This window comes from Actinomadura sp. 6N118 (assembly GCF_044326415.1).
GTDB lineage: Bacteria > Actinomycetota > Actinomycetes > Streptosporangiales > Streptosporangiaceae > Spirillospora.
Map to the genome: position 1 here is coordinate 181,573 of NZ_JBIRAZ010000010.1, position 13,636 is coordinate 195,208.

The 13,636-nt window shown below is 71.3% G+C and carries 11 protein-coding genes; 5 read left to right on the plus strand and 6 right to left on the minus strand.

The annotated features are described in order from the left end of the window. Nucleotides 1-53 precede the first annotated feature (53 nt). The gene (locus ACH34W_RS26270) at nucleotides 54-1,037 is read left to right on the plus strand and encodes a hypothetical protein (RefSeq protein WP_395963721.1); all 984 of its coding nucleotides are present in this window, start codon (nucleotides 54-56) and stop codon (nucleotides 1,035-1,037) included. Nucleotides 1,038-1,194: 157 nt separating this feature from the next. Here the strand turns inward: ACH34W_RS26270 and ACH34W_RS26275 are convergent, their stop codons facing one another. After that, nucleotides 1,195-2,058, minus strand: coding sequence for a helix-turn-helix domain-containing protein (locus ACH34W_RS26275; RefSeq protein ID WP_395963723.1), 864 nt, complete (start codon nucleotides 2,056-2,058; stop codon nucleotides 1,195-1,197). A 136-nt stretch (nucleotides 2,059-2,194) separates the two neighbouring features. Between ACH34W_RS26275 and ACH34W_RS26280 the strand changes: the two genes are divergently transcribed. Beyond that, nucleotides 2,195-2,542, plus strand: coding sequence for a DoxX family protein (locus tag ACH34W_RS26280; RefSeq protein WP_395963724.1), 348 nt, complete (start codon nucleotides 2,195-2,197; stop codon nucleotides 2,540-2,542). Between the two features lie 53 nt (nucleotides 2,543-2,595). Here the strand turns inward: ACH34W_RS26280 and ACH34W_RS26285 are convergent, their stop codons facing one another. Further along, a complete protein-coding gene (locus ACH34W_RS26285; RefSeq protein ID WP_395963725.1) occupies nucleotides 2,596-3,909 on the minus strand; it encodes an aspartate aminotransferase family protein in 1,314 nt (437 codons plus the stop codon). Nucleotides 3,910-4,013: 104 nt separating this feature from the next. Here ACH34W_RS26285 and ACH34W_RS26290 point away from each other — a divergent pair, with 104 nt between their 5' ends. Then, the gene (locus ACH34W_RS26290; RefSeq protein WP_395963727.1) at nucleotides 4,014-4,925 is read left to right on the plus strand and encodes a LysR family transcriptional regulator; all 912 of its coding nucleotides are present in this window, start codon (nucleotides 4,014-4,016) and stop codon (nucleotides 4,923-4,925) included. A gap of 4 nt (nucleotides 4,926-4,929) precedes the next feature. Here the strand turns inward: ACH34W_RS26290 and ACH34W_RS26295 are convergent, their stop codons facing one another. Genes ACH34W_RS26295 through ACH34W_RS26305 form a run of 3 tightly spaced genes read right to left on the minus strand, consistent with a single transcriptional unit; the run spans nucleotide 4,930 to nucleotide 8,032 of the window. Further along, the gene (locus tag ACH34W_RS26295; protein ID WP_395963729.1) at nucleotides 4,930-5,718 is read right to left on the minus strand and encodes an ABC transporter ATP-binding protein; all 789 of its coding nucleotides are present in this window, start codon (nucleotides 5,716-5,718) and stop codon (nucleotides 4,930-4,932) included. Continuing rightward, nucleotides 5,715-6,773, minus strand: a complete 1,059-nt coding sequence (locus ACH34W_RS26300) for an efflux RND transporter periplasmic adaptor subunit (protein ID WP_395963730.1) — start codon at nucleotides 6,771-6,773, stop codon at nucleotides 5,715-5,717. Before ACH34W_RS26300 ends, ACH34W_RS26295 begins: the two co-directional genes overlap by 4 nt. A gap of 32 nt (nucleotides 6,774-6,805) precedes the next feature. After that, complete coding sequence (locus tag ACH34W_RS26305; RefSeq protein WP_395963731.1) at nucleotides 6,806-8,032, minus strand: ABC transporter permease; 1,227 nt, start codon at nucleotides 8,030-8,032, stop codon at nucleotides 6,806-6,808. Nucleotides 8,033-8,305: 273 nt separating this feature from the next. On the opposite strand from ACH34W_RS26305, the gene ACH34W_RS26310 reads away from it, so the two are divergent. Further along, nucleotides 8,306-9,295: a zinc-binding dehydrogenase gene (locus ACH34W_RS26310; protein ID WP_395963733.1), complete on the plus strand. Its 990-nt coding sequence runs from the start codon at nucleotides 8,306-8,308 to the stop codon at nucleotides 9,293-9,295. Nucleotides 9,296-9,302: 7 nt separating this feature from the next. Here the strand turns inward: ACH34W_RS26310 and ACH34W_RS26315 are convergent, their stop codons facing one another. Continuing rightward, the gene (locus ACH34W_RS26315; protein WP_395963735.1) at nucleotides 9,303-12,611 is read right to left on the minus strand and encodes a BTAD domain-containing putative transcriptional regulator; all 3,309 of its coding nucleotides are present in this window, start codon (nucleotides 12,609-12,611) and stop codon (nucleotides 9,303-9,305) included. Nucleotides 12,612-12,738: 127 nt separating this feature from the next. Here ACH34W_RS26315 and ACH34W_RS26320 point away from each other — a divergent pair, with 127 nt between their 5' ends. Then, nucleotides 12,739-13,635: an NAD(P)-dependent oxidoreductase gene (locus tag ACH34W_RS26320; protein ID WP_395963736.1), complete on the plus strand. Its 897-nt coding sequence runs from the start codon at nucleotides 12,739-12,741 to the stop codon at nucleotides 13,633-13,635. The last annotated feature ends 1 nt before the right edge of the window (nucleotide 13,636 follow it).

Below are 13,636 nucleotides of genomic sequence, written 5' to 3' on the forward strand. Positions count from 1 at the left end.
ATGTGAGGCTTTGGGCATAAGAGAACGGACATCCGATTTTAATTGGAGTGACCATGAAGTCTTCGACGACGGCCCGCGCCCTCCTCATCGGGGTCGCCGCCACACTGTTGCAACTGACCATGGTCATCGCGTTCGCCTGGCCGGCGACGCAGACCAAACCCCGGGACGTGCCCCTCGTCGTGGCCGGGCCACAGTCCGCCGCCGTCGCCCAGCAACTAGAGCAGCGGCAGCCCGGCGCCTTCGACATCGAGGAGCGGGCCGACGAGACCGCGGCCCGGCAGGCGCTCGCCGACCGCGAGGCCTACGGCGCGATCGTCACCACCCCGGCCGGACCCCGCGTCATCGTGGCCTCTGCGGCGAGCCCGCTTGTCTCGCAGCAGCTCACCCAGGTAGCCCAGCAAATGGCAGGTACCAAGACGGTGCCGGTGCAGGACGTGGTCGCCGCTGATGCCGACGACCCGCGCGGCGCCGGGTTCGGCGCGATGGCGCTGCCGCTGGTCATGTCGGGGATCGCCGGCGCGGTGCTGCTCACGTTCCTGATCCCGTCGGTGTTGGGACGGCTGGCCGGCGCGGTCACTTTCGCCGTTCTCGGCGGCCTCGCCACCGCCGGGCTCGCGCAGGGCTGGCTGTCGATCCTTCCCGGCCCCTACCTTGCGATCTCCGGTGTCATGGCGCTCACCATCTTCGCCGTCACCGGCACGGTCGCCGGGATCGCCGCCGCGATCGGGCGGGCCGGCATCGGCCTCGGCGCGCTGACCTTCCTCCTGCTGGGCAACCCGCTGTCGGCCGCCACCTCGGCGCCGGAACTGCTCCCCCAGCCGTGGGGCATGATCGGCCAGCTGCTGCCCCCGGGCGCCGCGGTCTCGCTGCTCCGCTCGGTGGCCTTCTTCGACGGCGCGAACGCCGGTGGCCCGCTCACCGTCCTGCTCGCCTGGGCCGCCGCCGCACTGGCGTTCTTCGGTGTCGGCGCCCTCCGGTCCCGCCGCCCGCAGGAGGCGGAGGCGGCCGACCGCCGCGAGCCCGCCCTCGCGTCCTGACCGCCGCCTCTGGAGGCCGGTGCCCACCTGGGTACCGGCCTCTTCGACGTTTTCTCGATCAGGCGATGCCCGCTGGCTCAGGCGGGATGCCCGCCCGCTCAGGCCGGGCCACTGGCTCAGGCGGGCTGCCCGCTGGCTAGGCGGAGTGCCCGCTCGCTCAGGCCGTGACGACGCGCAACGCGCCTGGCTGGCGGCCGGTGAGGCGGTCGAGCTCAGCGGACGTGGCGTCGTCGGCGGGCAGGTGGACGATCAGCCGCTGGGCATCGCTCTCGGCCAGTTCGAGGACCTCGCGGGACAGCCGCAGCTCCCCCGTCTCGGGATGAACCAGGCGTTCGACCCCCAGGGGCTTCGGCGGCTCGATGGGCACCGCCAGCCGGTCGCTGAACGAGGGGCCACCGAGGATCATCAACTCTTCAACGAATCCCATGACGTGCGGGTCGGTGCAGTCGGACCGGTACCGGAGGTCGGTGACGAGCTCGTCCGCGAGCCGTGCCCAATCCGGGTAGGCGGCGCGCGCCCGGCTGTCGGTGAACGCGTACAGCAGGATGTTGGGCCGTTCGGCGTCGAGCAGGCCGATGGGCCCGGCAAGCCGTTCGTAGCCGGTCGTGTAGGCGAGCACGTCACCCAGCCGGTTCAGCAACACGGCGGGCGCGGGCTCAAGCCGTTCGAGCAACATCCGCACGCTGGGCCGCACGGACCGGGTAGGCGGGGTGAGCGCCCCTGGGCAGAGCGCCCCGAGCCCGCTACCGCTCGCCTTGGCCAGGTGGCGGAGGTGGACCCGCTCCTCCGAGCCGAGCCGCAGCGCGTCGGCGAGCGCGGCGAGCACCTGCGCGGACGGATGGCGGTCGCGGCCCTGCTCCAGACGTGTGAGGTACTCGACGCTGATGCCGGCGAGCGTGCTCAGCTCCGACCTGCGCAGGCCGGGCGTGCGACGACGCGTGCCCTCGGGCAGCCCGACCTCGGCGGGCTTGACGGCCTCCCGGCGGAGTCGGAGGAAGTTCCCCAGCTCGTTCTCGGTCACAGGCGCAATGTACCTGCTCGCCCGGTTCCGGATCGTGGCCCTGCCAGGGCCAGTCTGAGCCCGGCCTCCCTAGGCCCCTGCGGTTGCCGCAGGTTGGAAGCGCGACAACAACGACCGAACGGGTCTAGGAGTCCTCATGTTCATCGCTTACTCGATCACTGGTGTCCTGCTCGCGATCGTTCTCTCGATCTCGGCCATGATGCTCTTCACCCGCCAGGAACAAGTGACCGGGGACCTCATCAGGATGGGCGTTCCGGAGGCGTGGTTCCTCCGGCTCGCCCTCCTGAAGCTCGCGGGTGCGGTCGGCCTGCTGGCCGGGCTGGCCGTGCCGCTGATCGGGATCGCCGCCGCGATCGGCGTGATCCTCTACTTCGCCGGTGCGGTCATCACCCACCTGCGGGCCCGCGACTACGCACTCGCCCCCGCCGTCGTCCTGGCCCTCGTCGGTGCCGTTGTGCTGGGACTGCGCATCGCCGCCGCGTGAAACCGACCGAGACGTTCTCAGGCCGGTGCGCGTTCTCCGGCCGCTGCGCGTTCTCAGGTCGGTGCGCGTTCTCCGGTCGCCGAGGCGGACTTGGTCAGGGCCTCGTCGAGGATCTCGGCGGCCGTGTCGATCTCGTCTTCGGTGACCGTGAGCGGCGGGGCGATGCGCAGGCAGGCGCTCATGCCCGCGCCGGCGGGGCTGCGGACGATGTTCATGCAGAGCCCGGCCTGCTCGCAGGCCCGCGTCACGGCCGCGCCGAGCTCGGTGGCCGGTTCCTTGGTCGCACGGTCGGTTACCAGCTCGACGCCCCACAGCAGGCCGTGGCCGCGGACCTCGCCGATCGTCTCGTGGCGTTCCGCCATCTCGCGCAGGTGCCCGCTGAAACGTTCGCCCCGCTCGCGGGCCCTGGCGGACAGGTCTTCCTCCTGAACGACCTGGAGCACGGCGAGCGCGGCCGCGGCGGGCAGCGGGTCGGACTGGTGGGAGGTGTAGTAGAGCAGATTCCGTTCCTGCGCGGTGCGGCTGATCTCGGCGGACGTGACGACCGCGCTGATCGGCAGGCCGCCGCCCAGGGTCTTGGAGAGGGTCACGAAGTCGGGGGTGATCCCGAACAGCTCCATGCCGTACATCGCACCGAGCCGCCCGAAGCCGGTCTGCGCCTCGTCGAGGATGAACAGCAGCCCGCGTTCGTGCGCCAACTCCATGAGCCGGGTGAAGTAACCGGGCGGCGGTACGAGGATGCCCCCAGCTGAGAGCACGGGCTCGGCGATGACGGCCGCCGGAGCCCCCACAGACTGCTCGTCGTACTGCTCGAAGCCGACCTCCAGGCAGGTGGTGTCACAGGTGTCGGAGCAGTGCTTGATGGGACAGCGGTAGGAGTAGGGCGCGGGCAGCGCGAAGATCCCCGGCTGGGTGGGGCCGTGACCGCGGCGCCCGGCGGAGAACGTCAGCGCCTGGCTCATCGCGGTCATCCCGTGCCAGCTGCGCCCGAGTGCCAGGACCTCGAAGCCGCCCGTCGCCAGCTTGGCCATGCGTATGGCCGCCTCGTTGGCCTCGCCGCCGGTGCTCAGGAACATGGCCCGGTCAAGGCCATCGGGAAGGGTGGCGAGCAGTCCCTCGGCCAGGTCGAGGACCGGCGGCGACAACATCGTCGAGTTGAGGTGCACGACGTCGTTCAGCGACTGTTCGATCGCCGCCACGATGCGCGGATGGTTGTGCCCGATCGTGGCGCAGATCTGTCCGGAGGTGAAGTCGAGGATCCGGCGCCCGTCGGTGGTCCGCAGCCACGAACCGGAGGCGCTCTCGATCAGGTCCGGCCAGAACTCGCCGCCGGTGTAGCGGATCAGCAGCTCGGCGCGTGGGTCCATCTGCCCACTCCTCCCGTAGGGATGTCCTGAGCCGATCGTCACCCGGAGCAACCCGTCGGGTCTATCGGATGTTTTCGAGCGATATCCGTGGAAGATTTCGAAGCATGATGGACCTGCAGCGGCTCCGGCTGCTCAACGAACTTCGAAGCCGGGGCACGATCGCCGCCGTCGCCGGCGCGCTCTCCTACAGCCCCTCGACGGTGTCCCATCAGCTCTCCGAACTCCAGCGCGAGGTCGGCGTCACGCTCTTCGAACGGGACGGGCGGCGGCTCCGGCTCACCGAGGCCGCACACGTCCTCGCCCGTCATGCCGACGTGCTGCTGGCCCGCGTCGAGCTGGCCGAGGCCGAGGTGGCGGCCACCGCGGGCGCGGTCAGCGGCGTCGTGCGGATCGTGGCGTTCCAGACGGCCGCCTTCCTGCTCGCTCCCGCGCTCGCCGACCTGGCGGCACGCCATCCCGGGCTGCGGATCGAGACCGTGATGTCCGAGCCCGACGAGGCCCTGGAGGCGCTCGAACGGCGCGGTTGCGACCTGGCGATCTGTGACGAGTACGAGGCGGTGCCACGCCACCGGCCCGCCGGTTTCGCGTTCGAGGAGCTCCACGTCGAGCACGTCAAGCTGGTCGTGCCGCGCGACCATCGGGTGGCGGGCGGTGCGCCCGTACGGATCCGCGAGCTGGAGTCCGAGGTGTGGGCGGGTGGGGCACCCACCGAGAGCCACGGGCGGTTGATCATCGAGGTCTGCCGGGAACACGGCGGGTTCACACCCGACCGCCGCCATCAGACGTGCGACGTGCTGGCCCTGCTCGCGCTGGTCTCCGCCCGGCAGGCCGTCACGCTCTTGCCCGAGCTGGCCAGGCCGGAACGGGATCCCGCGGTGGCCGTCCTCCCCATCGCCGGGCAGCCGGTGGTCCGCCGGATCTTCACGGCCGTACGGGAGGAGAGCCTGACCCGTCCGGCCCTGGTCGCCGTCCGTGCCGCGCTCCGTAACGGCCGTTCTTCATCGCGGAACGACTAAGGAATCATGACGGCGGGCCTTCGGTGAGCCGGCCCTTGTCGAGGACGTAGACGGCGTCGGCCCGCCGGGCGAGGGCGTGGTCGTGGGTGACGAGGACGAGGGCGCGGTCCTCCTCGCGGGCACGCGTGAACAGCAGGTCCATCACCTGCCCGGCGGTCACCGGGTCCAAGGCGCCGGTGGGCTCGTCGGCCAGGATCAGCCGGGGCTCGCGGATCAGCGCCCGGGCGATCGCCACTCGCTGCTGCTCGCCGCCCGACAGGCTCGACTGGTTGGCGTGCAGCCGTTCACCCAGGCCGACGCGGCGCAGCGCCTCGTCGGCCAGATCGTGCCGCCGCCGCAACCGCTCGCCGCCCGCGTAGAGCAACGGGGCCGCGACCTGCTGGCGGGCACTGCGCCGCTGCAACAGGTTGAGCTGCTGGAACACGAAGCCGATGGCCTCGCCGCGCAGCTGGGCCCGATCCCGTTCCCGCATGGTCGTGGTCTCCTTGCCGTACATGCGCACGGTCCCGGTGTCGGGCCGTTCCAGCAGGCCGAGAACGTTCAGCAGCGTCGACTTCCCCGCGCCCGACAGACCGACGATCGCGACCGTCGCGCCCGGGCGCACGGTCAGCGAGACGTCGTCCAGGACGGTGAGCGGCTCCTTGCGGCGGCGCAGCTTGAACCGCTTCGTGACACCGGTGACCTCAAGAACCGGCTCCGCCTCCACAGCCTGCGGTGGCGGGCCCGCGACCCGGACGTCGTCAGCGAGCGGCGGAGGTTGCCGCACGCCCAGCGGACCGTGTTCGGGGTTCATTCGCCACCCGGCATCTCGTCGCCCGGTGACGGTCCGCCGTCCGGTCCACCGTCCGCCGGCTGCGGCACGTCGAAGGCGTCGTCGGCGGGCGCGCGGTCCAGGATCTTCTCGCCCGCGCGCAGGCCGTCCACGACCTCGACCTGCTTGCCGTCGTTGATCCCGAGTTTGACCTTGCGCACCTCGCGCTTGCCGCCGGGCCCGACCACGGTGACGCGGCCCTTGTCGTTCTCGCCGAGCACCGCGGACAGCGGGATCACCACCGCGTCGCGCACCGAGTCGGTGGTGATGGCCATCTTGCCGCGGATGCCGGCGAAGACCCGCTGGCTGCTCGGGATGCGGCAGGTCACCTCGACGGCGTCGCCTCCGCCGCCACCGCCTTCGTTCGGGTCACCGCCGCCTTCCGGCGGGCCATCGTCTCCACCCTTGGGCGGCGTGCCCGCGGCCCCCGCGCCGTACGAGAGCAGGCGGCAGTTGAACGGCGCCGGACCGTGGTCGATCGCCATCCGGATCGACTCTGGCCGGTTGTAGAGCTTGTAGACGTCCTTGGAGTCGATGGCCGCCACCGCCTGGAAGCGTCCGCGGTCGAGCTGGGCGACCGGTTCGGCCGGAGTGACCTCCTGGCCTACGACCGCGCTCAGGCCGGTCACCTTCCCGGCGACCGGCGCGACGACCGCGAGGTATTTGGCCTTGGGCTTCTTCTTGGAGCCGGAATCGCCGTCCGGCTCGGCGCCGGGCAGCTTGATGGTCAGGAGGCTCTGGCCCTTGCCGGCGCGCTGGCCGTTCTTGCGGTGCACGGCGGTGACCGTGCCGGCCTTGGTAGACCGCACCGGGATCGCCGGATCTGCCTTGATCGTCGCGTTGACGGTGAGCCGGCTGACGATCGATCCCTCCTTGACGCCGATCTCCTTGGGAGACAGGTCGGCCGCCGGCAACGAGTCGGGCGGTGTCTCGGGACTGGCGCCGCCGTTGCCTGCGAGCCAGCCCGTCCCGCCGACGGCCGCCAGAACGACCGCGATGATGCCGCCCTTGGCCAGGCGGTTCGCCCATCGAGGCATAAGTCGTCGTCTCCCCTATCTGCGGATCGCCCTTAACTGCGGATCGCCTGGATGACCGAACGCCGCATCGCGCGCAGCGCCGGGATGAGCCCGGTGAAGAGGCCGACGCAGACCGCGACGCCCATGCCGAGCAGCGCCGCCCGCCACGGGAAGGTCGCGCTCAGGTCGGCCTCGGCGAACGGCCCGCGGTTGGACAGGAAGTCGAAGAGCGGCCCGCTGATCGCGTACACCGAGCCGATGCCGAGCAGTCCGCCCGCGCACGACACGATCAGTGCTTCGAGCTGCACGGTCAGGAACAGGTCCGAGCCGGTGGCGCCGAAACATCGCTGGACGCCGAGCTCGCTGCGGCGTTGCCGGACCGCCATCAGTCCCAGCACCAGGACCGGAAGAGAGCCGAGGAGCAGCAGGAACACGGCCGACCCGACCAGCACCTTGCCCATCGTGCCGCTGATGAAGCCGGTGTCGCCCTCGTCCCGCTGGATCATGATGTCTCCGAGGCCCCAGGACTTGGCCGCGTCGAGCTTGAGCCGGTCCTTGACCTCGTTCGCCTGCCCCTTGGGCACCCGGACGACGTACGTCGTGCTCTCCACACCGAGCTCCCAGCGCACCATCGCCCGGTACGGCATGAAGATCTCGGTGGGCGACCAGGGCGTCCCACCGGACAGCACCCCGACGACCCGCGCCCGGACCCACTTCCGGGGCGCCGCGATCTCGATGACCGCGCCGAACGGATCTGGTCCGAGCTGGTCGGCGAACTTCTTGGTGACCACCAGCTGCGGCTCGAACCGCTGGCTGTCGACCGGAGCGAGCCAGCGTCCGGAGGCGAGCTGGAACCGGCGGATCCGGTCGAGCTTGGGATCGGCGCCGATCGTGCTGAGCTGGCCGCCTTGGTCCTCGTTCCCCTTGATGGGACGCGTGCCGCCCGGCAGGACCTGGCGGTAGGAGATCTGCTGGCTGGTCCGGAGCGCGCTGCCGACGACCCGGTAGCGGCGCAGGTCGGACTCGATCCGGGCGATCGTCTCGTCGGACATCGTGGACATGCCCTGACTGGACGGCGGGCCCTCCATGGTGAGCGTCACCGGCCGCCCGACCTGCTGTTCGAAGACCTGGACCAGCGACTGCTGGGCGAGGCCGCCGAGCGCGATCGCGAGCGTGACCACGGCCACGAGCGCGGAGACGCACAGCACGGAGAGGGTGACCCGGACCTTGCTGGTACGGATCTCCGCCAACGCGGACAGCACCATCCCCCAGATGGGCATTGCTAGGGCCCCCGATACGGCGTCGCGAACGTTCTCAGAAATGTAGTGATCAAGGACCCTACAACAGAGCATTCGGCGTATGCCATACCGAGTATGCCCCTGACCGAAATTGGACCGTTCTTATCGCGAGAGGGCCTTTTCGAAAAGCGTTCGCGTGAGTGGGATGGGCCACGTTCGCGCGACTTGACTTCAACATAGCTTGATGTTTCAGACTTGCTGTCAAGGTCGGTGAGGCCGAGCCGGAACGTAGCGAACTGAATGACGCAAAGGAGCGTGGTCGGTGTGCTGGTGATCGAGGTCGAGGAGTTCGGCGGGCCGGAGGTTCTGGTGCCGCGCGAGGTACCGGACCTGGAGGCGGGCGCCGGCGAGGCCGTCGTGAAGGTGACGGCCGCGGACACGTTGTTCGTGGACACTCAGATCCGCTCGGGCCGGGCCCAGGAGTTCTTCGGGGTCAAACCCCCGTACGTGCCCGGCGGCGCCGTGTCCGGCGAGGTGGTCTCGGTGGGCGAGGGCGTCGACCCGGCCTGGATCGGCCGCGGCATCATCGCCTATACCGGCGACCTTGAAGGGCACGGCGGCTATGCCGAACAGGTGGTGGTCGCCGCCTGCGGGCTCGTCCCGGTGCCCGGCGACCTCGGGCTGCGGGAGGCCGCCGCGCTGGTGCACGACGGCGTCAGCGCGTACGGGCTGTTCGAACGAGCGGAGATCAAGCCGCGGGACCGGGTGCTCGTCGTCGGGGCCACCGGCGGCGCGGGAGTCCTGCTGATCCAGCTGGCGCGCGCCAGGGGTGCCACGGTCATCGCCGCCGCGCGCGAGCAGCGCAAGCTCTGTCTCGCGCGCGGGCTCGGCGCCGACATCGTCGTGGACTACTCCGAGCCCGACTGGGCCGAGCACGTGCGGGACGCGACCGGCGGCGCGGGTGCCCGGGTCGTCCTCGACGGGGTCGGCGGCGAGATCGGCAAGGCGGCCTTCGACGCCGTCGCGTCCGGCGGATGGATGTCGGCGCACGGCTCTCCCACCGGTGGGTTCAGCGTGATCGATCCGGAGGAGGCGGTGCGGCGGCAGGTGACCGTGCAGGGCATCGGCGACATGCAGATGGGGCTCGGCGAGCGTAAGCGGGCCGCCGCGCCGGTGCTGGAGGAGGCCGCGGCGGGCCGTCTCAGGCCGCTGATCGGCCAGACCTTCCCGCTCGAACGGGCCACCGAGGCGCATGCCGCGATCGAGGGCCGCGCGGTCATCGGCAAGACCCTGCTCATCCCCTGACGGCTGCTCATTCCTGGATGGTTGCTCGTTCCCTGATGGCTGCTCGCTGCTCATCCGGGGTGCGGGCCTGGCCCTCGGCGAACGCGGCTGCGAAGGCCTCGTCGCCGAGGGCCTGCCGAACGGATGCGGTGATGCGGTCTACGTCTCCGCGTTCGGCGTCGGGAAGTGGCGCCCCGACGGATTCGCGCGTGGCGGCGGCCGTGCCCAGCAAGCTCGCGGCGCTCTCCGGACGACCGGCGAGCGCCCGCGCCCCGGCCAGCCCTTCGAGGGCGAGGGCGACCGCACGCGGATCGTTGGTGGCGGCAGCGTCGTCGTAACCGTCCAGATGCAGCGAGAGGGCCCGCTCCGCGTCGCCGCGCTGCTCGGCGACGAAACCGAGCTCGGCGGCGATGAACGCGGTGCCCGCCTGGCCTCCCACGCGTTCGAGCCACGCGAGCGGGCTGCGCAGATGGGTCTCGGCGTCGTCCAGCCTGCCCTGGCGCCGGGCCACCAGCCCGAGCCCGATCTCGGCGAACTCCCGCGAGGACCTGCTCGAATGCTCGACGGCGAGCCGCAACGCCCGTTCGTGCAGTTCCCGGGCCCGGTCGAGATCCCCGGTCAGCAGCGCGATCCGGCCCAGCCCGGCGACCTTGAACGAGGCCTCAGGCCACAGGCCGAGTTCCTCGGCGATACGGACGCCCTCACGACGGAGCCGGCCCGCCTTTTCATAGTCCCCGGCGATCTCAGCGGCTCGCTCAAGCGGGTCCATGGCGAGGAGACGCCCCCAGGCGTCACCCAGTTCCTCGAAAATCGCGAGGCTTTCCGCGCCGTCCGATTCGACCCGCGCGAGATCGCCGGGAACCGACGCCAGAGTGGCCCGGGTGCCCAGGGCGGCTGCGACGCCCCAGCGATCGCCGAGCGAACGGAAGGCCGCCAGCGCGCGTTCGATCCGCGCCGCGGTCGCCGCCATGTCCCCGTAGGCCCAGTGCACGAAGCTCAGGAACCACTCCGCCATCGCGCGCCCACGCGGATCGTCCACGCCCTCGTACGCGCGCAGCGCCGTCTCGATCAGCCGGGTCGGGTCGGCGCCGTCGCCGGAGATCATCGTCATGGCGGCGTGCCAGGTCACCGCCGCGGCCCGCACCGCGGCCGGGGCATCGCCCTCGGCGGCGAGCGCGCGGTCGAGTGACCGCCGGGCCTCCCTGAACCGCCCGCGCAGGTACCAGTGCCATGCCTGCGCGTTGACGAGCCGCAGCGCGAGGTGCGCGTCGCCGTCCCGCACCGCGTGGTCGAGTGCGGCACGCAGGTTGGCGCTCTCGATGTCGAGCCGCTCCAGCCATCGCCGCTGCTCCGGGCCGCGCAGCCGCTCGGCGGCCCGTTCCGCCAGGTCCGCGTGGTAGCGAGCGTGCCGTTGGCGAACGAGCCGCTCCTCACCCGCGTCTCGGAGACGTTCGAGGGCGTACGCCGCGACCGATTCCAGGAGGCGGTAGCGGGGACCGTGCAACGGAAGGGTGGTGACGGTCACGACGAGCGACCGATCCACGAGGCGGGCCAGCACATCGAGGACCTCTTCAGCCCGTACGTCGTCGGCCCGTACGTCGTCGACCCGAGCATCGCCGGTCGCACAGATCGCTTCGGCGCTGTCGAGCGTCGCCCCTTCGGAGTGCACGGCCAGGCGGCGCAGCACGGTGCGTTCGGGCTCGGAGAGCAGCTCCCAGCTCCAGTCGATCATCGCGCGCAACGTCTGCTGGCGGGCGGGCGCGCCCCGGTGCCCGGCGGCGAGCACCCGGAACCGGTCGTCCAGGCGCGCGGCGAGCTCATGAACGCCGAGCAGACGGACCCGGGTGGCGGCCAGCTCCAGCGCCAGCGGGATGCCGTCCAGCCTGCGGCAGATCGCCGCGACCGCTGGGGCGCTCTCTGCGTCGAACACGAAGTCCGGTGCGGCCGCCTCCGCCCGCGCGACGAACAGCCGTACGGCGCTGGACTTCCGCAGCTCCTCCGGCGCTCCGGCGGCACTGTCTGGCAGGTCGAGCGGCGGTACGGCGACGACACGTTCAGCGGCAAGACCGAGAGGCTCCTGGCTCGTCGCGAGCACCTGCAGCTCGGAAGCGGCCTTCAGCAGGCGTTCCACCAGCTCGGCAACCGGCTCGATCACGTGCTCACAGTTGTCCAGCAGGAGGAGCGTCCGCCGGGCCGCGAGAGCGTCGGCCACCCGGTCGGACGGCTCGTGCCGTTCACCAAAGTCCGCTCCCGCCGCGTTCTCCTCGCGGACGGCCAGGGTCGCCGCGACCAGCTCGGCCACGTCGCGGCTGCCGGGTGCGAGGGCGGTCAGCTCGACCAGCCACACGCCGTCCGGGAACGCGTCGTCCGCCTCCCTGGCGGTCTCGATCGCCAGCCGTGTCTTCCCGACGCCGCCCGGACCGGTCAACGTCACCAGCCGGGGCCCTCCGTAGCGGCCTGTCTTCATGAGCACGCCGACCTGACTGACGGCCTCGGCCCGGCCGATCAGACCGCTGAGCGCGGCGGGCAGACGCGGCGGCCGGGCCGCCGCAGAAGTGACCTCAGAAGTGACCTCAAAGGTGGCCGGAGACAGCGCGGGGTCTTGCTCCAGGATCGCCTGGTGGAGCGCGGCAAGCTCGCGACCGGGGTCGAGCCCCAGCTCGTCGCGCAGCCGGTCACGCAGCTCGCCGTAGGTGGCGAGCGCATCGCTCGGGCGTCCGGCCCGGTAGAGGGCGCGCATGTACGCGGCGCGGAGCCGTTCGCGGAGCGGATGGCGCTCGACGAGCCCGGCGAGCTCCCCGGTCAGGAGGCTGTGCTCGCCGAGCTCCAGGCGCGCCTCGGCGTGCGCCTGGAGCGCCGCCAGCCGCTGCTCATCGAGACGTACGATCGCGGCCCGGGCGAACTCGTCGTCGGCGAAGTCCGCGTAGGCGGGCCCGCGCCAGAGCGCGAGCGCATCCGCCAGCAGGGCCGCCCGCGATCGTGGATCCCCGGCCCCGCGTGCCTGCGCGACCAGGGCCTCGAAGCGTTCGGCGTCGACGGCGTCCGGCGCGACCTCCAGCAGGTATCCGGGGACCCGGGAGACCACGAGGTCACGGCCGCCCGGCTCAGCGTCGGCCAGGGTCTTGCGGAGCTGGGAGACCCGTGCCTGGAGTGTCCCGAGGGGGTTGCGCGGCGGCCGGTCGCCCCACAGATCGTCGATCAGCCGGTCTGTGGAGACCACGCGCCCCGGCTGGGTCAGCAGGCTGGCGAGGAGCGCACGGACCTTGGCCTCGGGAACCGTGACCCGCGTCCCGTCATCTGTCCAGACGGCCAGCGGACCGAGCACCCCGAAGCGCATTCCCCCAGGTTAATGGAGCGCTCGGACACTCCCTCCCAGGCGGCCCGTAGCGAATTGGAAGCGACCCCGAAGGGCTCGGCGCCACTGTGAAATCACAACGTCAGAGACGACGACTACGGAGAAGACAATGGCGACGAATAAGACCCCTGTGACGGTCATCGGGCTGGGCCCGATGGGCGCGACGATGGCCGAGACGTTCCTGAAGGCAGGGCACCCGGTGACGGTCTGGAACCGCACGGCGAGCAAGGCCGAGCCGCTGATCGCCCAGGGCGCGACGCTCGCCGCCACCCCCGCCGACGCGCTCGCGGCGAACGAGCTGGTCGTCATCAGCCAGATCGACTACCAGGCGATGTACGACTCGATCGGCTCCGCGGCCGACGCGCTCAAGGGCAGGGTGCTGGTCAACCTCAGCTCCGACACCCCGGAGAAGCTGCGCGCGGCGGAGAGCTGGGCGGCCGGGTACGGCGCCGACCTGATCACCGGCGGCATCATGACCCCGCCGCCGGGCATCGGGCAGCCGGGCGCGTACACGTTCTACAGCGGTTCCGAGGCGGTTCTGGAGAAGCACCGCGAGACGCTGAAGGTGCTGACGGACGTCACGTACGTCGGCGCGGACCACGGCCTGGCGATGTTGTACTACACGGCGCAGCTGTTCATCTTCTGGTCGTCGCTGACCAGCTATATGCACGCGGTCGCGCTCGTCGGCTCGGCCGGTGTCTCCCCTGAGGCGTTCCGTCCGTATGGCGCGGCGACCATCGGGGACCTCGCCAGCGAGGGCCCGATGGGCTTCGTGAAGATCCTCACCGATGAGATCGAGAAGGGCGAGTACCCGGGCGAGCTCAACAGCCTGCTCATGCAGGCCGTGAGCGCAGACCACGTCGTCGAGGCCAGCAAGGCCGCCGGCCTGGACACCGGGTTCCCGATGGCGCTCCGGGACCTCTTCTGGCGCGCGGTCGACCAGGGCCACGGGGCGGACGGACTCGGCAGCGTCTACGAGGCCATCAAGAACCCGTCCAAGGCCTAGC